The following is a 20,792-nucleotide window of genomic DNA, read 5'->3' as shown; positions in this document are numbered from 1 at the left end:
GCTTCCCGGCAAAGGGCGATTTTACACTGTTCGTTCATGTGCTTTTTCTTCTTTTCTGAGTTTAACCAGTGCCCATTTGGCCGAAATGACAATGGAAGTCGCCATGCAGATAAAAGAGAATCCGCCAGCTACTATGGTCAGAGCACCAGCCACAATGCCTGATAAGGATTCACCTGTGTTAGCAACGGTCGAGTAGAGGCCGTAATTTTTGCCAAGCTCTCCCTGGCGGGATAGGGTCTGGATATTGGTGATGATAGAAATATCCACAATGGCGCCAACAAACCCCAGTATGAAGACAGAGGTGAACAGCGCAGGCTGGTTGATGTTAATAGCTATCGCCACCAGTACAAACAGCACGCCATATAACATCCACGATTTCATCACCAGTTCTGGTGTCGTGTCTTTCACTATTCTTGGATATAAAATGCCGCCTATGACCGTTCCTGTTGCCATCACTGAAAAGATATAACCAACCAATTCCTCACGCAGGTAATGTTCAACAATGATAGCCGGGAGCACATATTTCAGCAGCGCGGCTGTAAAGAGTACACACGCAGTCGTGCCAATAATCACCATGAATAAATCAGTTTGATGATTTCTTAAATTCGATATGCTTTCTTTGGTATCAGTAAACAAAGCGGTAAACGAAAGTTTTTCCTCTCTGTGTGTCTGATTCTTTTTCAACAAAAGCAGAAAAATAAGAGAAAGTGCATAAGTGATTGCATCGGCAAGCAAGACAAAACTTTTGTCGGTAACAGAGATGATCAAGGCACATAGCAATGGTCCGATAATGGATGCGACATCTTCGATGATTTGAAACAGACTGTTTCCTGCAGGTAATTCTTCTTTGTTCAACACAAATGGCAGGTAGGATCTGAAACTTGGTTGAAACAGGCTGCGTCCTATCGTCATCAGCATAGCGCAGACAACCAGTCCGGCTATATTCAATATGCCCAAGTAGTAAGTGATAAACATGACGAAAGTCACACTCAGCCTGAGTGTATCACTGAGCAGCATGTTTCTCTTGAATGGAAATACATCGGCAATCCAGCCACCCACAGGTCCGGAAAAGAGATAAGGGATAAATTTTAGAAAATAGACTAGCCCAATATAGAATATATCGCCTGATAATAACTCAATGGTGATCAACGCGAAGACAACTTCATGTGCGAAGTCGCCAATTTTGGATGTGAGGCTGGCAAGCGATAAGGGAAGTAATTTTCGATTAAAGATTACTTCTTTCATATAATGTCTCCGGGAGTGGTGATGTATATTTAAATAAAAATCATCATTTTAAAATGGAGTCGATTTTTGTGGGTGGATAGAATGTGTTTATCATTACCAGGATTTTTAAATTCTGACTTTTTCTAAGTCGGTGAAATTTAATAGATAAATAATTTGATATATTGATAAATTCCAAAATATACAACTGTTCGCCCCGATCGCAATCATCGTGTAATTAAAAATTTAATCTAGAAGAAAAGATCTTTTATGTGTGAATAGTCACAATAAAACAATCTATTTTTTATGGGTTGTAAATGAATGTAAAAAAGTATGTTTTATATTTTCTTTTATTGAGTAAGCGATTGATATTTTTGGCGGTTATTATTAATTCTATCAGAATATTTGGAGGCGAAAATATTCTGATAGAAGCCGGGTTGCAGGCGGATGTGTTATTATTTTGACGTTTTGATTGAGCTGATCATGGCGAGCGCACCGCACTCGCCATTTAATTGTTTACTCACATTTCGACACCATCACAGCGTCGGGTAAGCCGTTATCCTGGAAAGTCAGGCTCCACACATAACGTCCGGCTTCAGGCAGCATGGCAGCTGTGTCTTTGCCATAGCTGCCAGCCGTGAGCGGTGTTTTCTGACCCGGCCGGAGTTCCAGCCCTTCGGCCGTATACTGAGGCGACCAATCTTTACTGGCGTACTGCATCCGGAAGCTTCCGGCCTGTTCACTGACCACCACCTGATACAGGTTCTGGCCTTTGTATTCGAACTGCCGGTTGTCTCTGTGCTTCCACCCTGAATCGGTGAAATCACCCACCACATACAGCGGTTTGCTGACCGGACCTTGCTCAGTCACAGTGGGATTATCGCACTTTGCCATCAGGCCTGTACCCGTTAAGATCAGGGCTTTGGCTGTCAGATCCTCGGCAGGCTGTACTGGGGAGACAATATGCAGGAAGCGTGCTTCAAAGCCATTGAGTGCAATAGTGTAGTGTCCACTGCTGACGTGGAAGCGCTCACCGCTTTGCAGGTCGATCAAATCTCCGGCTGATCCCAGCGTGTCTGCTTCTAAAGCCAGTTGTTGCGAAGCGTCTGTGGTGCTGACCAGATAAACCACGACGTCCTGATCTTTTTGCTTGCGATCCACATACACTTTGTTATTGGCCACAATGTTCAGGCGTTCACCTTGGTATAACGCCGGGTGCGCCGCCCGCATGGTCATCAGCTCAGTGACATAGGCTTTGAGATCGCGTTGGCGTGCATTCAGCGTGGTACTGACGCCGTCAATCTTGCCACTGGAGCGGGCCACATGATCATCACACAAGCCCTGAATGGCGCAGATATCGCCCGGCACTTTCTCGGCAAAATCGTCAACCTGATCGCCAATTTCATCGCCGTAATACAAGGTGATGGGGCCGGTATACGCGGCGAGGAAGGATAAGGCGGCTTTATGGCGCTGCCAGTATTGATCGTCGGTGGGCTCTGCAATATTGCCCCGTTGCAGCAAATCACCAAAGCGGACGAGATCATGGTTGCCCAGCATCAGATTGGGTCTGGCATGATCGGGATACAGCCGATGTAAATCCATGCCTTCTGCCAGCCAGCTGCCGCCTTTGCCACCGTTGCTGTTTTCATTCACGGCGAAGGTTTCGACTAACCGGTAGCGGACTGGAAAATCAAAGGCTGAACACAGCCCCGGTGTGCCATGCGGACCATAACCTGTCTGATTGATGACGTTTTCGTTATTCCATATTTCAGCCACCATGTAACCCAGCGGGTGAACTGTTTCGCCAAGGTGATTGACGTAAGTGACCGACTGCGAGGCTTCATCAACTGTCTGGCGAATATCCTGCCAGGCCTTCAGAGGCACCTGATAAGCCTGATCCAACCGCCAGCCATCGATTTTAAGTGTTTTTATCCAGTAAGCTGCCACTTCCTGATAAAAAGGCAGGCTTTCCGGGTAGCTGACCGGATTGCTGCCACCCACGGGCAGTTTCCCGGTTGGCGATGGCACCACATTCTCTTTGTGGTGACCAAACACGCCGTCAAAGAACACATATAACCCCCGGGTATGGGCCTGTTCGACTAATGCTTTCGCGGTCTCTATCGTGCCAAATTTCGGATCTATCGAAAAATAATCGGTGGCATAATAGCCGGTGGCATCCAATCGGTCTGCCCAGTGGTCCTGGCCTGTTTTGGCCACTGACTCAAACACAGGCGTCAGCCAAATCGCATTAACACCTAACGACTGGATATAATCCAGAGAGTCGATAATCCCCTGCAAATCACCCTGATGATGACTGGTGCCGTAGCCGGTGCCATGACCAATATTCGGGTCACCATCGATGAAGCTCTCGACCATGATCTGGTAAATCCGTAGCTGTTGGCTTTGCTCGGTAACGTTTGTGTTACAGGCATAAGGCGCAATGGTTGGGTTTTCGTCCGCAGATGGGGTTGAGCTTCCGCATCCTGCCAGGGCTGCGGCTATTAGTAATGAGAGTGTGGAATGAGCAATCCTTTTGTTCACGTTTCAATTCCTGTCGTTATTTTTTGAATGTCTGATCGCTGTTTGTTTGTGGATACGTGCCCCTTCATTCAGGGACACGCACCAAGGCAATTAACGGGGTTGGGTAAACACAGTCACCGCAGTGCCTTCAACCACCACACTGCCGGATAACCCAGTCTGATGACGGGCGCCTGATGCATCGGCAACCAGCGTCCAGTCGCCTGCAGGCAAGCTGATGGTCTGATTGTTGCCGCTGTTGTACACCACAAACAGGTTATGCGTGTCTTGCGGGTAAGTGATAAAACCTGTGACCAGTTGCCCGCCAAACTCAGCCGGTCGGGAGGCCGTAAGGTAATTGGCAATGTCCTGATTCGTGGTCATGCGCAAGCCTGGGTGATTACGGCGCAGCGCGATCAGTGCTTTGAAGTAATCATAGATCGCTGCGTTATCAGCACGGCGCTGCCACTTGATACTGTTAAAGCTGTCCGGCGCATTGTAGGTATTGTGCGTGCCGCCGTGCGCACCGAAATTCCAGGCATCCGGATAACTCATCTGTTCGTTGTCGGTTTTGGTCCGCAAGAATTCGTCACCGGCATGGACAAACCCGATGCCCTGACTGGTCAGCACCATGCCCATGCCAAAATTCACCACGCGTTTGGCATAATCGAGGCTGGTCGGTGGCGTCAGGCTGAGAATCTGGTGCGAGCTGTTCTGTACAACATTGCCCGACAGGCTTAAATACACCTTATCCCACAGGCCGAAATTATCATGGGCAGAAATATAGTTGATGCTTTGCTCCGGATCGGCGGCAAAGTTTCTGAACCAGGTGCTGTTGCGGCTGTCATTGGGATCGTACGCTGAACCGCGCATGCCATCATAGACAGACCAGCCCGCATCGGCGCTGCCCAGATTGTTGAACATATAACCCGTCCGGGTATCGTCGTTCGACCCTTTCAGGGCTTCACGATACGCGCCGTTGAAAACGCCGACATGCTCTTGCACCATATGATGCGTGGTGCCGTAACGAACACGTTGTGCTTCTTTCGGATCACTGGCGTAACCATTCCAGGGTTCGCCGTAAAGGAGTAAATTGCGATCAGGGAATTGTTGATTCAGCGCGCGCCCCCACTTTTCCACTTCCTGAAAAGAAAAAATGCCAATCAGGTCGAACCGAAAACCATCAATGCCATATTCATTGACCCAATAAGCCAGTGAATCCTGAATCATGCGGCTGACCATAGGCTGGTCGGCATCAATGGCGTTACCGGTACCTGAAAGATCGGTTGGGGTGTAATAGCGGCTGCTGATGTTTTCAAACATCTCTTTGGCATAAGTGTGGTTGTACACCACATCCATGATGACCCGGATCCCGGCTTTGTGGAACTCGTTCACCATGGTTTTAAACTCGCTGGCGCGAGCCTCGTAGTCGGTCGGTACCTGTGAATAGCGATCTTCCGGGACGTTGTAATTGCGCGGATCATAACCCCAGTTGTAACAAGGATCGCTGTCAGGAAGTCCGTCGCAGGTGGCAAAATCATAGACTGGCAGCAGCTGAACGTGAGTGATGCCCAGATCAACCAGGTGATCAATCCCCGTTTTCAGCCCGCTGTAGCGGGAGCCGCTTTCGACCATTCCCAGGAACTTACCGCGCTTGTCTGCGCTGACGCCAGAGCTGGCATCTATGGTGAAATCGCGGACATGAACTTCATAAATCACGGCATCTTCGCGGTTCAACAATGCCGGGCGTTCAGCCCAGCCGCCATCAGGGGCAGTGCGGGACATGTCCATTACAATGTTGATGGCTTCATTGTCTCCTGTGCCCGGTTTTGCCATTTTCCCGTATGGGTCGCGCACCGGAATGCCATTGACTTTAAAGGTGTACTCGGCCAGGTGCAGATCGCCGCTGACGTCAACCTGATAGATATCTGTGTAGCCGTTGGCATCGCTCACTTTGCTCAGTGGGTATTCTGTGCCGTTCACGGTAACCGTCACATCGCTGTGATCCGGCGACCAGATCGCAAAGGTGGTTTTATCAGGCTGATACTGTGCGCCGAGGGTGGGAAGCGGGGTGCAATCTGAGGTACATGGGGTCACGGGCGTGAGGGTATAGTTCAGCGTCTGGTCGTTCACTGTGACCAGATATCCACCGTTGACCTGGGTATAGATGTCATCGCCAGACGCGTCTAACACGCCGTCGTTTAGATTGTCACCATAGTTTTGCGACCAGTCTCCGGTCAGGTCAAACTTAAAACGCTGATTGGTTTGTCCGTCAAAATGGACTAACAATGCCCAGGTGTTGTGATCGACCAGGGTCATTGCCTCTGCGGCCCATTGATTCGTCGTGCCGCGAAAATGCAGCGTTGCGAAGTTTTGCGCATGAGACTGGCTGTCGCAACTGGCCACCGGCATGGTGAGAATCGTCTGGCTGTCGGTGTAAAAATCAATCCGGTAGTTCTGATCACCGGCAACCGTGTAATCGCCGGCGGGGTAGCTTTCCTGCCAGTCACCGTAGCGGTCGATTTTAAACCGGGGACCGCCGGTAGCATCTCCTTGCAGAAATGTCTGGCAGGTTTGATAGTGAGTGGTCGTTATTTGTGTCATTGCTGCCGCGTTCCACTGGTTCGGAGTGCCCCGGAAATGCCAGTCGGCGAGTGCGGGGGCGCTGAGCAGAGTCGCACCAACAATAAGCGTAGGTAAGGTTCTCATTTCAATTTCCTTTTGCCGTCCTTTGCAAGAGAGATAACTCCCGAACGGATCGAGTTATTGTTTATGGTTATTCACACACCTGATGCGGACATTTCATCCAGCCAGGTGAGTTGTAAATAGCACAAAAAATAACGCTGAAAATGCTGTTACCGGAGAAATTGAATTGAAATGTGAACCGATTAACTCATTGTATGGCAAGAAAGAAATTGAACTGTGATCTTGTTATCTCAGCCTTTGTCTACGCCCCCCATTCTACGCCCTGGGGGAGATGGCTATTGCCGGATACTATAATTATTATTGCGGTAAGAAAGAAAAAACCTCCAAAAGAGAAGGAGGTTAAATTTGCTTTTTATCTTATTTCTAACGTTGAATCGGGTTAAGAGATCGCCGATCAGAAGGTTATGTAAAATCAGAAAGTTTCATGATAGTGGCATATCGATCACTTAATGCCGCGATGGATACATCATGAACCAGTTTCCCATCAAGCTCGTTATTATTTTGATCCGGAAGACTTCGAGTTGCACAAGCATCTTCACAAACAATAACGTCGTATCCAAGCTCAACAGCTTTGATAGTTGTTGCTGTAACGCACATATGACTCATGAAACCAGCCACAATAATTTGCTTACGGCCAGTCAAGCGTATCAGCTCTTCTAACTCTGTGTTAAAAAATGAGTTTGGAAGGGTTTTGTGCACGATTTGTTCGTTCTCAGATGGTTCGACTAATCGAATAACATCAGACATTGTTGATTCACAGTTAAACACTGGTGATGCAGAACTCGCTTTATGCAACACATGAAAGACGGGGGTCGATTTATCACGAGCAATATCAAGAAGCATTTTTGCTTTATCCAGTGCAAGTGTACCATTTTCACCTAACTTCAACTTTCCGTCAGCATACTCATTTTGAAAGTCTATATATAGAAGAACCATATTGTTCCAATCAAGCGTGCTATCGGATAAGCCTGATATTTTCCGTAAAGTATTTAAATGACTCATTGTAGACTCCTTTTTTAAATTCAAGCCTAGTCTAAGAAAATTTATCGGAATAGTTAACGAACAATTTTGCATGCGTGATGAGCAAAAATTCTTGTAGCAATTCGTTACCACTACAATTCCATTCCAACTGTTGGCGCACGACCTATGTGCAAAAATTCTCATAGTTATAGTGATAAGAATATTTTAAATTGAATTGTAATTAACAGGAGGTTATATGGTTGATAAGATTCGATTGCCAATATATGAATCGCTAGCAAGTTCAAAGAAGAGGATGAATGGAAGTTTTCATGCTCTGCCAATTCAAAATGTGGGCAATATTAAAAATGTAATACTTGAAGAAGGTTTTTTGAGTGCTTTTGAAAAGATAAAGCATTTAGAGTTGTCAATAACAGGACCTTTTTTTGACAGTTTGTCAGACCCTTCCAGGGTGATTGATGAATCCTCAAATATTATTTCTGATATATATGGTTCAGATCTGTCTTTATTTGTAACTTGTGGTTCAACGATAGCAAACAACATTGTCATTGAAGCATTATGTAAGAATGATGATAAAGTGATATGTCAGAAAGGGGTACATCAATCAATCCATTTTACTTTGAAATCCTCTAATATTGATGTGAATTTCGTAGAAGATATTTTATGCAATAATGAGTCAAGTATTTACAGAGGGAACGCTGAGAAAATATTAGACGAATTAAAAAATGCTGAAGAACTGAACAACCCTTACAAAACATTAATAATTAATAGTCAGTCATATGACGGTGTATGTTTTGATTTGAGTAGGTTTCTTGATCAAGTTTGCCAGATTGCGACAAGATTAGAAAATATCATTATTGATGAAGCGTGGGGAGCTTGGTCAGCATTTGATCCCTATATGAAAGAAAAGAGTGGTATTTATAACTCAAAACGCCTTTCACAGAAGTATGATAAAAACTTCATCGTAGTACACTCTATACATAAGTCACTATTTTCATTTAGACAAGCAAGCTTAATCAATGTTTATGGTTCAGATCATTGCCTTGATAAAATGATTAGCAGTCATTATAGAAACCATACAACCTCACCAAGTTATCCAATCCTGGCCAGTACTGAACTGGCTGTAGTACATGCTAAAAACTATGGACATCAGTACACTGAAAGAACACTTTTCTTGATTGATAAATTAAAAAATTTTGTAGTGAAAAATCTTAATCATTTCAAGGTTGAAGAGCTAGAAGTGAACAGTGAATTCTTTGTCAATGATCCCACAAAGATTTGGATTACTTGCAGTTCCCCATTATTAAATGGTGAAAAAATAAGAGAGTATTTATTTAATAATCAAGGTGTTTACATTAGTCGATACAATGAAAAATCATTTTTATTAAACTTTCATTGTGGCGTAACTGATGAGTTGGTCGATTATTTATCACTTGGATTAGAGTGTCTGGAAAAGAAAATAAAAGCAAATACAAATAAGATGAATATAAGAGAAGGTGATGTCTCATCATCATTTTTTATTTTATATCCTCCAGGAACTCCGGTTTTAACACCAGGGCAAACGGTTTGTAAGTTTGACTTAGATAAAATAAATAGCTCATTGATAAATAATATTTCACTTTTAGTTGTTGAAGGAAATTAAGATGATACCACTAGGGAAAATTAAAGAGATAGCATCAGCTCGTGGTGACAAGAACGCATTGATCTATGAAAAAAGAAAAATTACTTGGAATGAATTTTATAAGGATGTCAATGAAATCACCTTGAATTTAGCAAGTAAAGTTGACTATAATTCAGAGATATCAATGTGTTACATTTCTCCTAATTGCATAGAACTCATTTATTTGATGTCTGCAGCTGCCACGTTAAAAATACCATGTACAGGTATCGATTATACTCAGGATTCCAGTAAGCTAGAACCAATGCTGAAGGCTACGGGGTGTAAAATCCTGGTTGTTTCCTCATCGTATTGTATTGAAAATAACATAAACATACAGGGATTATCGAATCAGGTAACTATTATTGATATCGATAATAATGTAAGAAATAGCATTTGTTATGATGAATTGGCATGTGAGTCAGACAAGACTATTGATAGCCTTCAGCTGCAGCATAGACCTTTTAAAAGTATTTCTTTTACATCGGGAACGTCTGGAGTTCCTAAATCTGTAATTCGAAACAAGTCATTTGATGGACGAAGGTTTTCATTTTTCACTGCTCGCTATGGTTTCTCATCAGAAGACAGGCATTTGCTTGCAATGCCTTTATATCATGCAGCCGGTAGTGGGTGGTCCAGATTGTTCATGCAGCTTGGTGCGACAGTTATTGTTGCCAAACCACATGATACTGAACACATGGCTCAACTTCTCAAAAGCGAATGGATTTCAACCAGTGCGATGACGCCTCCTTTGTTAAATGAGGTTGTGAGACACTATGTGGATGGCGGATATTCTGCGAAAGAGAATAATTTAAAATTTGTCATCGTTGGAGGTAAGCATTTTCATCCTCAGGCTAAGCTTCAGGCTATCAACTCTCTAGGTCCTGTCATACATGAATACTATGGAACGACCGAAACCGGTGTGAATGCTTTAGCTGAACCTAGCGACTTAATCACTAACCCTACGAGTGTTGGCAGGGCATATGACGGCAATAACATTCTTGTTATAGGTAAGGATGGAAATGTGCTTCCTGCCCATGAAGTTGGCCGTATAGCGATTGCCAGTTATATGAACATGGATAGCTACGGTAATCAAGATTCCGAATTTGTTGTTATTGGTGATACGAAATATTTGATCACTGCTGAAACCGGTGAAATGGATTCCAGTGGTAATGTCTACTTGAGGAACAGAGCTCAGGGTGAAAGTGCTTTAAATATTTATGAGTTAGAGAATGAAGTCAGACATTTGCCAGGCATAAAAGATGTCGCAATGATCCCTTCAAATAAGAATACAGTCCACTGCGGGTTTGTTACCAATAGTGACTTTGTTGTGGATGATTTTGAGCTTATTCGAAATATTAAATATATCTGCAAGAAAATGAAAGTTAAACTGGAAGGCGTCGGTCGTGTTGATTCAATTCCTTACTCACCTTCAGGGAAAGTGCGAAATGAAGAGTTGAAAAACTTGGTTTTGAATCAAGATAAAAATGTGTCAGATGATAAATCAAATCCAGAGCATAAAAACAGAATAAGCTTAACTCAATATATTATTGCAATTCTATGCCTGATGGGTACTGCAATGTCTTGGGGAGGGATGTTTCCGATTGCAAAAAATGCTTTACAATCCATGGATGCAGTTCATATCAGTTTGATCCGCTATGGTGCGGCTTCTATGATATTGGTTTTAATGTTATTTATGAAAGAAGGTATTCATTCATTATTGCCGGGCCGAAGCGTTTTCAAATTATGGTTGTTTGGTTCGTTTGGATTCGCAGGCTTTAGCATTCTGGCATTTGCGGGGCTCGCCTATACCAAAGCGCAGCATGGTGCGATTATCATGGCACTGATGCCTTTAATTTCTGCAATCATGATGTGGACACTGAAAAAAGTAAGGCCCGCTAAATTTACCTTGATATCAATCGTGTTCGCTTTGTTTGGTGTGGTACTCGTGATAACTAAAGGTGATATGAGCGCTTTTTCAGGAGGTAATTTATTACCGTCACTTGTGATACTTTCAGGTGCTTTCTGTTGGGTTACGTACACGTTAGGAGCGAGTTACGTTGAAGGGTTCTCTGTGCTCAGGTATACAGCGTTATCTTCTATACTTGGAGCGTTTACTATCTTAATTATTGCTTTAATTACGAATTCGTTAAGCATTACACATGCACCAAGCTTGGAGCAGATATTCTCTGTCAAATGGGAGCTGCTGTACCTTATCACGTTTGCAGGTGTGATCGCTGTATTTTCCTGGAACTATGGAATCAGCACGTTAGGACCAATAAATGGTGTTCTGTTCATTAACTTAGTGCCAATTACAGCCTTTGCTATTGGTATGGCAAGAGGTGAGACTATCAGTCATTCTGAAATTGTCGGGGCAGCCATAACAATTGCAGTACTTCTAATGAATAATGTCTATACGCGTTGGTCAACTACAAAGAAAGATAAACATGTCCCAAGTTCGTTTAAGGTACAGCTGTCAAAAAGTTAATCAATTATTTGTTTAACCAGTAAGGTGAAATAAAGCGACAATCATAATTATGGTTGTCGCTTTATTATTATTTCGAAAATGCATTTCTGAATATCCTGACTAACTCGTCCATAACAAGTTTTTTAGGCGTGGAATATGATGTTTTCTTAGAGGTTAGCATCCATATTTCACGGTATATTTCTTCCGAAGGCCTGATAAATGGATAGGAGTCATTTCGAAGTACAATTCTTGGGATTAACGAGATACCATAACCGCTTTCAGATGCTCTTTTTTGAGCTGAAACAGAGTCAGATTGAATTCGTATTGATTTTGTTCCAAATTTTTCGATGAGATACTTACATTCTGGCAGATGACTATACAGATTAGAGTATGTAATTATATTGACGTTTTCATTTTTTACGAGTTTGTCCAGCCAATACTCGTTACCATAGAGCACATATTCTATCTCACCCAGTTTTTTACAAATGGACTCGCCTTTTTCTGGCAACTCCATCCGTAAAGCGATATCAGCTTCCTGTTTAGATATGTTGACATTTCGACTCGAAGTGTCAATTTCAAACCTTAATTCGGGAAACCTCTGGTGCAAGCTATGCAAATTTTCTATGACGAAATGTTCTGCTAAAAATGGAACCATTGATATTTTAGTATTTTGATTGAACTTTGATTCAGGCGAGAGCTCTTCTTCGAGGCTGTTGATTTTGTCTCTCATAGTGATGGATTTATCGTAAAGCAATCGCCCTTCAATCGTAGAAATGAACCCATCCTGTGTTCTGTCAAAGAGTTTTAGTTTTAGAGCATTCTCTAACCGGTCAATTCTTCTTGATACTGTTGCATAGTTCACATTTAACCGATTGGCTGCCACACTGACTGTATTTGTTTCATATAACGTGAGGAAAAATTTTAAATCGTCCCAGTTTAATTTGTTCATGAATAACCTAACTATTTGATTTGTATTGTTTTTGTCAATGTAATCTTGAGTTTGCTCTGTATGTTTGCATCAACTGTGCATATAAAGAGAAGTCAGTTTTTCTCTATTCGTATCCATGAAGCTTAACCTTCATTCTCTTGTGTCTGGCATCCATGTATTTATCTTTTTATAAAATTTATGGTCTCCCCCAATAATCAGTACTTACGAAGCATGCACAGAATAGGATGAATCCCCGTTCGCGTGCTGAAGAATACTTTCGATTAACCCTCTTCAGATCCATAAAAACCATAAATGATATGCTTATTGTTTACTATGCTTGCATAATGTACGTGTGAAGTCCACACCCCGGTTGGGGAAATTACCGGGTGGTCATGATAAGAATCATATCAAAGGCAAGACTGCCACGATAAAAACACATCGAAGGCAAGAAGATTTCGGCTGGAGTACGGGCGGGTGATGCATATGAAACTGAAATCTTGACTCCATACATGAGGGACATTGTCACTTTAGCTAATCTTATATTTAATTAAATGCATATGTGATCAGTATATTAAATTTATTCATAATTTCCCGTTATTATGCGTTTCTTCTTGCCTAATCATTTCTGATTCTGTTCAATCGCGATGTTGCACGTGTGTTTGTGTGCATATCATGGGGTTATGAAACTCCCATTCAGAACGATCACAAGGATGATGACAATGAAGTTGAAATTCTGTCTTACTTTTGCTGCTTTAGCGCTCTCTGTAACTTCAGTGAGTGCTCAGGCTCGTAACTTTGATTTACCCTCTGGCTGTGAGTACGGACGAGTAAAATCTTATGATTTTAAATCAGAGGATGTGAGGGGTGCTGTCGAGAGTGGCTACAATATTTATAATGATCCACAAACCTACCCGGATCCTTCTAACCCAGATCAAACTGATTATAATCAGGAAGAATATGCCAACTTTTTTGAGTCGCTGATTAACCTTTTCAACTCGTTTGACTATTTGCGGGTGGAAGTGCCAAAGCATGTGGTTCAGGATGAAGTATTCCGTGCCAAAGGCAATTTATTTGACCGCTATGCTAACGTGCATTTCAACAATTCAGAGTTCGGCTATGTCGGCAAAGATAAATCAAACCTCGATGCCAATTCCTATCTTAATATGAAGTTTTCACGTACTTACGGTTACGGCCTGGTTTGGATAAACCGAGCTGGCGGTATGTGTTCAGCTGAAGGTGTCTGGGTACAGAAAAAACCAAGAATTGTGAGTGGAAGTGCGACCCACGCTTCGGGCAAAGTGCAGGCCAATATACAGTACCTGATTGATAAATATTCAACAGCAGCGAAGGACACCAGCGTGAATGCCCGCTTGATTATTCGTGTTCGGGATGATTTATATGGCCAGACTGCCTCGACATCTGTGAGCCTGAGTGCATTGCAGGGCAATACAACGATCAGTGTTACGCCAGCTAATCCAGGTATAAATAGTGTCAGCGTTACTTTGTCTGACGGAAAGTATACCGATGGTATGTCTTTAGGTTATGTGAGAGTGCCGGGTACGCCGAAACCGCCATGCCCAAGATGTCAGCCACTTTAAGTATGGCAAGTAAGTAATTTATTTATTAATAGATCAGGCCCGGTGCTGGGCCTGATATGTATATTAACTGACTTTAAAAAAAGCCATTTCTTTTCTGAGGCGTTGGGTTAATGTCGAAATATCATTATTTGCCAGTGTCGTCTGGCTGGCATTCTCAGAGTTTTTCTGCACGATCTGGCTGATTTCTTCCAGCCTGTGAGAGATATCATTCGTGACAGAAGATTGCTCTTCCGAGGCGGTAGCGACTAAAGCATTGACGTCTGAAATTTGTCCAACCTGCTCTGAAATCGTTTTGAACGCATCGGACAAGGCCTGAGTAATAACCTGAGACTCTGAAACCATGTCTGTGTTGAGTTTCATGTGTTCATCTGCAAGTTTGGATTGTTCCTGAAGCTGGCTGATGATTGTTTGAATATCTATGGTCGACTTTTGTGTTTTGGCTGCAAGTGCTCGGACTTCATCGGCAACAACCGCGAACCCCCGGCCTTGTTCGCCGGCCCGGGCTGCTTCTATAGCGGCATTGAGCGCCAGTAGGTTGGTCTGCTCTGATATGCTGTTAATCACATCCACCACTGAGCTTATCTTTTCTGAATGCTCTCTTAATTCGTTGATTATTCGTGCGGACTCTTTCATGGATACACTGACACTTTCAGCAATAGAATCGGAGCGTTGTAGTGTACTTGAGCTGGCGTTGATGATGGTGATAGCTTCAGTCGCTGCAGTTTCCGCCGAGTGCGCGTTGTGAGCAACATCAGATGCGGTTGAAGACAGTTCTGTGGCAGCGGCTGCGACTTGCTCTATTTCAGATAATTCGCGCTGGGCATTCTCTGAGTTGCTGTGTATCACTGTCGATATTTGCGTTTGGTTTACGGCTAACTGCTCCTGAATTCGCTCTGAAGACTGGATGATACTGAAAATACTTTGCTGAAGTGTAGACAAGGACGACGATATCAAATCAAGTTCGTTATTGGCTTTCGTCATTTTACGTGGAGTGAAGTCGCCATCAGACATTTTTTGAATACTGTCAGTAATTTCAGGCAGTACACGTAATTCCTTACGTATGATCCAGAATGAAAAAATGAACCCGGTAATACAGGCAGCGATAAGCAGTAAGATTCCCAGCTGAATATCTGCCTCATACTTTCTTTTACTTGTTTGGTAAACCTGTCCAGAAGCCGTTATCTGAATGTTAATTAAGTTGTCTATTTTATCAGAGAGAGGCTCTATACGGTTGTAGACTCTGTGGACGATTTGATGTTTAGCATCAGGCTGGTTTCTTGCCTCTTGTAAAAGTGTAACAAGATCTTTCTTTATAGCATTGATTTCAGCTGTCAGTGTTTTTGATATGGCTTTTTCATCGGCAGTTAACTGGGTTGAGTAATAGCTTTCCCAGGTATCTGCAACTACGTCTTTTGCTTTTAATACGGAAAATTCCAGTTCTTGCTGTGAGAGTGTACCGATATTCCACTTGTTGAATGCATCAACAATATCAACCGCAAAGGCATCAGAAATTGTTTTTAATTGTTGCAAAGGAATGACACGATCAAGATAGATTGAGTTCATTGCATTAAGTGTGTCTTTATTTCCAGACATTTGATTCCAGAAAAGTATGAACATAAATACACACAGTGTGACAGGGACGGCGAGAAGTTTTGTGAATATATTTTTTTTCATATGAATTTAAGCTTGATGCTGAAAGCGTATAAGAGAGGTAGTTTGCATGGTTAAGATAAATAATAATATCTTTTCTAATTTATTTTTTATGCAAATGACTGAAAATCACGCTGTTGTCGTTCAATCTGCCGTTGTAACTGCCACGTCCCGGTTGGGGCGTGGCAGTGCCATTGCGTACCGTCGGTTATTTCGACGGGTATTCAGACCAGCTGCTGCCATCCAGTGTGACGTAGTTTTTTCCCTGAACCCTGATGACAGTAGAGCCTTCGTTTTGAGCCACCACAGGTGTGACTGGCAGGTTACTGATCAGTGAGGCAGGGTCGACGCTGCCACTCAGGTACGGGTTTTGCTCTAAAACATTGGCAATGAGCTGAGATAACGCCAGATAGCTGGACGGTGATGCCACACGCGCTGTCTCGCCGGTACGGACGATGTTCTTGCCAAAAACTCTTAAGCCAACAGGGGTATGTACAATTGAAGGCGACGGAATTTCCCGCATCCCGGTTATCTGCATCCGATCGCCTTTCATACCTGCACCATGTTCTGGCACCAGTACCACCACGATATTGCGGCCCGATTGTTCCAGCGACTGGAAGAAAGCGTACAGATCGTCGAGCAGGTTTTTCAACCGCAATTTGTAGCTCACCAGCCCGGTGGATTGGTTACCGTGAATGATCCGGTTACCGTCATGCAAGGAAATGGTGTTATAGAGTGCCACAACTTTGTCGCTGCCTGCTTGCTGGCGCTGCTGCCACCAGTGATTCAATACGTCTTTATCGCGGTAAATCGGTGCACCGTCAAAAGACTTCTGGTACGGGCTAAAACCCGTTTGTGGCATCAGATCAGCCACCACATTACCTTCGGTTTTAATCAACTCAAGGAAGTTGTCGAAGATCCCGTCGTGGTTCATCACCAGATTTTCTTCAAAACCCAACTGCTTCAGGTTTTCGAACAGATAGCACTGCTCAGACGGTGCACCCGCAAAGAGCTGGCTGTGGCTTTCCTGCCCGCAACTGGCTCGTAGCAGACGGATCACGGCTGGCCCGCTGTAGGAGGTTGCCGCATTGAACTGATCAAAAAGGATATCGAATTCTTTAAACAAAGGATGATCGTCCAGCCCGGCGATATTGATATCGTCCCAGGCGACTGAGCAGATACTCAGGAATAAGAGATCGAAGGGCGCTGCATTAACGGCGTTGTCATCCAGCAGGACTTGTCGTTTTGATTCACGGGAAAAAAATTCAGTCACGTACTGGTTCAGGGAGGCATCATCCGTCCCCGCCGGCACGTTGGCTGCATTGGCATTGGCATTGGCATTGGTATTGGCATTGCCGGCAGGCCGGGTGATCGGGGTATTGTTCTCAACCGTGCCCTGATCTGCAATCACAGGCGTTATCTGGCCGGATGGCAGACTGAAAAACAGCATCGCCGCCATGACCAGTACCGATACACGTAAAAAGCGATTGAGCAGGTAATAACCTATGCCAACGGCAAAAAGGCCCAGCAGCGCCTGGAAAGAGAAAAACCGGCCTGCCAATTCGAACAGATAACCCCATTCGAAATGCATCAGTTGGTTCATTTGCGCCCACAGGCGGTCTAAAGGCGGCAGAAAAGAATCATAGTGCAGCAACCAGGCCGCGGCAGGTACTGCAATGACGATCTTGATGGCTGCCAGCAGGCGAGAACGCAGCGGCAATAATAAAAAGAGAGCCAGCGCTATGTTTTCCAGCGGATGGAAATCAATCGTGCCCTGCAGATACAGGGCGAACTTTGCAATGAAATAAACATTCCACCACCCCAGTCCTTTAACCTGCTGTGATGAATGAGAAGAGAGTGTAATCGTCATAGTCTCTGCTTAGTAATAAAATTCAGTCTTGTTCAAAGTAGCGGGAACGCCCGAAATACTTGCGATGGAAACGCTTGCCCAGTGTGATCAGGTGGCGCAGGTAATAACCCAGTACCATGCCTGTTAACAGGCTTAACCCTGCAGTGAGCAGAAAATCATCAATGTTCATGATTCACCTTTTAATCGAATGCGTTTGGGTGCGGCAAAAAGGGCCGTCATCTTATCCTCGGTGCTATTGTTTTCTGCAAAAATAGCCGGTTCAGTGGTGATTTTTTTTATGTCGGCACACACCGTCAGTGCCTCTTTGCCGACCACTTCCAGCTCTTTTTCCAGATCATGATGCGCACTGATGACGCGAACGGTCTGGAAGAGATCCCGCACCGGCGCATCAAAAATATTATTGAGTGCCGTATGGATATCCGTTTGGCGAATGGCGCTGAACAGAACATATAACGCATGGTGGCAGGCGGTAATCACATCGCCATCACGCCGGATATGGCACAGCCGCAGACACTCATCCGGTTGCATTCCTGGCAGCAGCTTGAGTTTAACCAACACCACGTCCAGCTGAGGCGAGGTAAATTGCTGCATCACAGTATGGCAATATTGGATAAAAGTCTGATTGTCCAAGTATCCCCTGGCATTATAGTTCGGGTCGTTTAACAGCAGCTCTTCAGTATTGTCTGGCAGCAGGCGTGTCATGCGTTGCCCTTGTATCGCATCAACCTGGCTCATCATCCTTAAAAAGGGCAGGTGATAAGGTACAATCAGGTTCACGCCGGCACTCAGCAGGAAGGTTTCATCGGCATAGCGCAGGCACTGCCTGACTTCTCTGATGATGATCTTGAGCCGCGGCCCGGCTTTTTGCCGTAAATGCAGGCAGTCGACAGCCAACTGACGGATCTCCTCCGGCGACTGGCAGGACAAGATCAATGTCGCTGAAGGTGGGGTTGTTAAATCACTGATGATCTCTGCATTGTTCGCCGCCAGCTGGACGTGCGCAGGAAGCGGGATATCGTCATCCACAACGGCATGACTCATCACAATCAGCGCCGTGTCATCCTGGCTGCTGAGTGCCGCAATATTGGGTGTTGACACCGGCACGGCAGCCAGCACGCCATGGGCCGTTTTCTGCACAACGAATGTTTTATCGGATTGAACACCATCGGATTTCGCCCAGAAATGTACCTGGTAGCTGTATTTATCGTCACTGATCATACTCATGGAAGCCAGCCCCGCCAGGTGGTGGTTCAGTGCCAGTAACGCCGGTTTCAGTGAGGTGGAGGTTATAGAGCCGTACACCAGAAGTTGAATAGTCAGATCATTGCTGGTTGCGTGATCGTTAAGTTTTTTTAAAACAATAGTGAGATTATCTTTATTAATATTGGCGAAAAATATATCCGGTACAAAAAGGACGGCGAGCGATTTTTTCGTGGCTTTTAACTTGATGATATCATCGAGCAGCAAATGAAAATGGATACCATTTTGGCTTTTATTCCGATTCAGAAATAAGATTTTCTTACACTTTTCCTGTAACGCCGCTGAAATTTGACTACCGTCTTGTTCGCTCAGGCCGGAGTAAAAATTATCTTTGTTTGTAAAGCAAGTGAAGCTATTGTTTTTATTATGTTTAATAATTGATGTCAGATAATTAATGGCCAGAGTTTTTTGGGCAAAAAGATTGACATAAACAGACGGAAAATTGTTTATTTCGACAAAGTGTGTAAAGTCTGGATTTGTAGACATATAAAATACCAGTTGCTCGCTATCGGCACTTTTCCCGCTTCTTTAAGCTTGCAGAGGCACCATCACAGTAAGAACACGACAGAAAAAGATGTTACTAATATAATAAGATCATATAGAATTTACTCAAAATGTCGAATCATTCATCTGGTTTATCTTTGCACCGACTGAAACCTATAAAGAACTGTTCGTTTTACATGTGGCCAATGTACTGATGATGAGATTTGATTATGAACCGAAAGGCATACATAATTAACTGTAATATTATCGTTGTTTTCCGGTCACAGTCATTAGCGTTTATAGCTGCAAGTATTAAATCTAATAAATAGGGACATGATTTTTTTGTGGACCAAATGTTAATAATGAACAGGCGATAATGTAATAAACGTTAGTGCCTGTTTGTTTCTTTGAAAATTATGTACTTAAATATAGTTTGTATTAATGGCATTGATAAATTCTATTAAGTAGTGGTGAATTATTGTGGTAATGCCTGCGAAAGATGTTGATGCAATTTATGCGTCTTATAACATGACTAATCATGATTATGTCGAATTAAATGAAAGCGAGACCTATTCAAAAGTAAAAAATAAGTGGTTGATATTAAAAAGTAAAAAATCACCTCACGGGACAAAGCAAGCCAGAACTGAAAACAGCAGCCAGGCCGATATGGTATGAAAAGGATCGGGATTCTCAGCTTGCGTGGCGGCGCCGGGGCGACAACAGTCACGGCAAATCTGGCACAGGCACTAGTGCAAGTACAGAAAAATGTGCTGGTGGTTGATGCTGTTGATGCTAATTTGCTGCGTTTACACCTCGGATTGCCTATTTCCAGCGTTGAGGGGTGGGCCAGTCACATGTGTGCGAATACCGATTGGCAGTCAGCGGGCTTTGAAAGTCCCAATGGTGTGACTTTTTTGCCTTTTGGCCAACTGCCATTGCATAACGCCAGACAGTTTGAGGCTAACCGCGGCCCTTACCTGGCTGAGATCCTTGAAGCGCTCGGGCGGTTTGAGGTGGGTGGCAATCAGGATCACTGGCAACTGATTCATTTGGGATCGTCGGATCTGGCGTTACTGGAGGATGAAGCCTTTGGCTATTTTTTTGATACCGTTTTGGTGGTGCTAACCCCTGATGCCGCCTGTTACAGCGTGCTGCAAGATGTTTTCGAAACCCAGGCTGTTTTTAACGATGCGCCTGTCTCAGCCAAAGTGCGCTATGTGCTCAATCAGTATCAGCCTGAAACCGAGATCAGCCGCGATTTCATGCTGGTGATGAAAAGAGAGCTTGGCGCTGAAATGTCACCGGTATTGTTACACCGGGACATCGCTCTGATGGACAGTGTGGCAAATCTGACCACAGTGCAGCAGTTTGCCCCAACCAGCCAGGCGGCAAAAGATTATCAGTCACTCGCCTTTTGGTGCGTGTCGCAATTGTCAGCCATCCAGTGTGTTTCCTGA

Annotated in this window: 14 protein-coding genes; 5 read left to right on the top strand and 9 right to left on the bottom strand. The window is 44.0% G+C overall.

Annotated features, from left to right (window positions below; all coding sequences use genetic code 11):
- Positions 1-21 precede the first annotated feature (21 nt).
- The 4 genes from Q4491_RS09640 to Q4491_RS09625 form a co-directional block, all read right to left on the bottom strand.
- Positions 22-1,245, bottom strand: a complete 1,224-nt coding sequence (locus tag Q4491_RS09640) for an MFS transporter (protein ID WP_303457003.1) — start codon at positions 1,243-1,245, stop codon at positions 22-24.
- Positions 1,246-1,737: 492 nt separating this feature from the next.
- Complete coding sequence (locus Q4491_RS09635; protein ID WP_303457000.1) at positions 1,738-3,762, bottom strand: alpha-amylase family glycosyl hydrolase; 2,025 nt, start codon at positions 3,760-3,762, stop codon at positions 1,738-1,740.
- Positions 3,763-3,852: 90 nt separating this feature from the next.
- The gene (locus Q4491_RS09630) at positions 3,853-6,447 is read right to left on the bottom strand and encodes an alpha-amylase family glycosyl hydrolase (RefSeq protein ID WP_303456997.1); all 2,595 of its coding nucleotides are present in this window, start codon (positions 6,445-6,447) and stop codon (positions 3,853-3,855) included.
- Between the two features lie 399 nt (positions 6,448-6,846).
- A complete protein-coding gene (locus Q4491_RS09625; protein WP_218384978.1) occupies positions 6,847-7,446 on the bottom strand; it encodes a cysteine hydrolase family protein in 600 nt (199 codons plus the stop codon).
- 214 nt (positions 7,447-7,660) lie between these two features.
- Between Q4491_RS09625 and Q4491_RS09620 the strand changes: the two genes are divergently transcribed.
- Positions 7,661-9,064 (top strand): lysine decarboxylase, encoded by a 1,404-nt coding sequence (locus Q4491_RS09620; RefSeq protein ID WP_303456991.1) that lies wholly within the window; start codon positions 7,661-7,663, stop codon positions 9,062-9,064.
- Position 9,065: 1 nt separating this feature from the next.
- Positions 9,066-11,567 carry an AMP-binding protein gene (locus Q4491_RS09615; protein ID WP_303456988.1) on the top strand — a complete coding sequence of 834 codons (2,502 nt, stop codon included), beginning with the start codon at positions 9,066-9,068 and terminating at the stop codon, positions 11,565-11,567.
- Between the two features lie 67 nt (positions 11,568-11,634).
- Here the strand turns inward: Q4491_RS09615 and Q4491_RS09610 are convergent, their stop codons facing one another.
- Entirely contained in the window at positions 11,635-12,495 is an 861-nt protein-coding gene (locus Q4491_RS09610; RefSeq protein WP_192017263.1) for a LysR family transcriptional regulator, read from the bottom strand.
- Between the two features lie 698 nt (positions 12,496-13,193).
- On the opposite strand from Q4491_RS09610, the gene Q4491_RS09605 reads away from it, so the two are divergent.
- Positions 13,194-14,072: a hypothetical protein gene (locus Q4491_RS09605; protein ID WP_192017262.1), complete on the top strand. Its 879-nt coding sequence runs from the start codon at positions 13,194-13,196 to the stop codon at positions 14,070-14,072.
- 63 nt (positions 14,073-14,135) lie between these two features.
- Here the strand turns inward: Q4491_RS09605 and Q4491_RS09600 are convergent, their stop codons facing one another.
- From Q4491_RS09600 to bcsE, 4 genes are all read right to left on the bottom strand, one after another.
- The gene (locus Q4491_RS09600; RefSeq protein ID WP_303456981.1) at positions 14,136-15,746 is read right to left on the bottom strand and encodes a methyl-accepting chemotaxis protein; all 1,611 of its coding nucleotides are present in this window, start codon (positions 15,744-15,746) and stop codon (positions 14,136-14,138) included.
- A gap of 184 nt (positions 15,747-15,930) precedes the next feature.
- Positions 15,931-17,592 (bottom strand): cellulose biosynthesis protein BcsG, encoded by a 1,662-nt coding sequence (bcsG, locus tag Q4491_RS09595; RefSeq protein ID WP_303456978.1) that lies wholly within the window; start codon positions 17,590-17,592, stop codon positions 15,931-15,933.
- A 22-nt stretch (positions 17,593-17,614) separates the two neighbouring features.
- Complete coding sequence (locus Q4491_RS09590) at positions 17,615-17,761, bottom strand: hypothetical protein (RefSeq protein ID WP_192017259.1); 147 nt, start codon at positions 17,759-17,761, stop codon at positions 17,615-17,617.
- Positions 17,758-19,338, bottom strand: coding sequence for a cellulose biosynthesis protein BcsE (gene bcsE, locus Q4491_RS09585; RefSeq protein WP_303456973.1), 1,581 nt, complete (start codon positions 19,336-19,338; stop codon positions 17,758-17,760). The genes Q4491_RS09590 and bcsE overlap by 4 nt, the downstream gene beginning before the upstream one ends.
- A gap of 483 nt (positions 19,339-19,821) precedes the next feature.
- On the opposite strand from bcsE, the gene Q4491_RS09580 reads away from it, so the two are divergent.
- Positions 19,822-20,010 (top strand): hypothetical protein, encoded by a 189-nt coding sequence (locus Q4491_RS09580; protein ID WP_225445319.1) that lies wholly within the window; start codon positions 19,822-19,824, stop codon positions 20,008-20,010.
- The gene (gene bcsQ, locus Q4491_RS09575) at positions 20,007-20,792 is read left to right on the top strand and encodes a cellulose biosynthesis protein BcsQ (protein ID WP_303456969.1); all 786 of its coding nucleotides are present in this window, start codon (positions 20,007-20,009) and stop codon (positions 20,790-20,792) included. Before Q4491_RS09580 ends, bcsQ begins: the two co-directional genes overlap by 4 nt.

The sequence above is a fragment of the Photobacterium sp. 2_MG-2023 genome, assembly GCF_030547675.1.
Lineage (GTDB): Bacteria > Pseudomonadota > Gammaproteobacteria > Enterobacterales > Vibrionaceae > Photobacterium > Photobacterium arenosum.
This window is presented reverse-complemented; position numbering and strand designations above follow the sequence as displayed.

Excerpts from the sequence above, each read along its gene's own strand:
- Q4491_RS09640 (WP_303457003.1), bottom strand. The coding sequence starts at position 1,245 with ATGAAAGAAGTAATCTTTAATCGAAAATTACTTCCCTTATCGCTTGCC.
- Q4491_RS09630 (WP_303456997.1), bottom strand. The coding sequence starts at position 6,447 with ATGAGAACCTTACCTACGCTTATTGTTGGTGCGACTCTGCTCAGCGCC.
- Q4491_RS09625 (WP_218384978.1), bottom strand. The coding sequence starts at position 7,446 with ATGAGTCATTTAAATACTTTACGGAAAATATCAGGCTTATCCGATAGC.
- Q4491_RS09620 (WP_303456991.1), top strand. The coding sequence starts at position 7,661 with ATGGTTGATAAGATTCGATTGCCAATATATGAATCGCTAGCAAGTTCA.
- Q4491_RS09615 (WP_303456988.1), top strand. The coding sequence starts at position 9,066 with ATGATACCACTAGGGAAAATTAAAGAGATAGCATCAGCTCGTGGTGAC.
- Q4491_RS09610 (WP_192017263.1), bottom strand. The coding sequence starts at position 12,495 with ATGAACAAATTAAACTGGGACGATTTAAAATTTTTCCTCACGTTATAT.
- Q4491_RS09605 (WP_192017262.1), top strand. The coding sequence starts at position 13,194 with ATGAAGTTGAAATTCTGTCTTACTTTTGCTGCTTTAGCGCTCTCTGTA.
- Q4491_RS09600 (WP_303456981.1), bottom strand. The coding sequence starts at position 15,746 with ATGAAAAAAAATATATTCACAAAACTTCTCGCCGTCCCTGTCACACTG.
- bcsG (WP_303456978.1), bottom strand. The coding sequence starts at position 17,592 with ATGACGATTACACTCTCTTCTCATTCATCACAGCAGGTTAAAGGACTG.
- Q4491_RS09590 (WP_192017259.1), bottom strand. The coding sequence starts at position 17,761 with ATGAACATTGATGATTTTCTGCTCACTGCAGGGTTAAGCCTGTTAACA.
- bcsE (WP_303456973.1), bottom strand. The coding sequence starts at position 19,338 with ATGTCTACAAATCCAGACTTTACACACTTTGTCGAAATAAACAATTTT.
- Q4491_RS09580 (WP_225445319.1), top strand. The coding sequence starts at position 19,822 with ATGCCTGCGAAAGATGTTGATGCAATTTATGCGTCTTATAACATGACT.
- bcsQ (WP_303456969.1), top strand. The coding sequence starts at position 20,007 with ATGAAAAGGATCGGGATTCTCAGCTTGCGTGGCGGCGCCGGGGCGACA.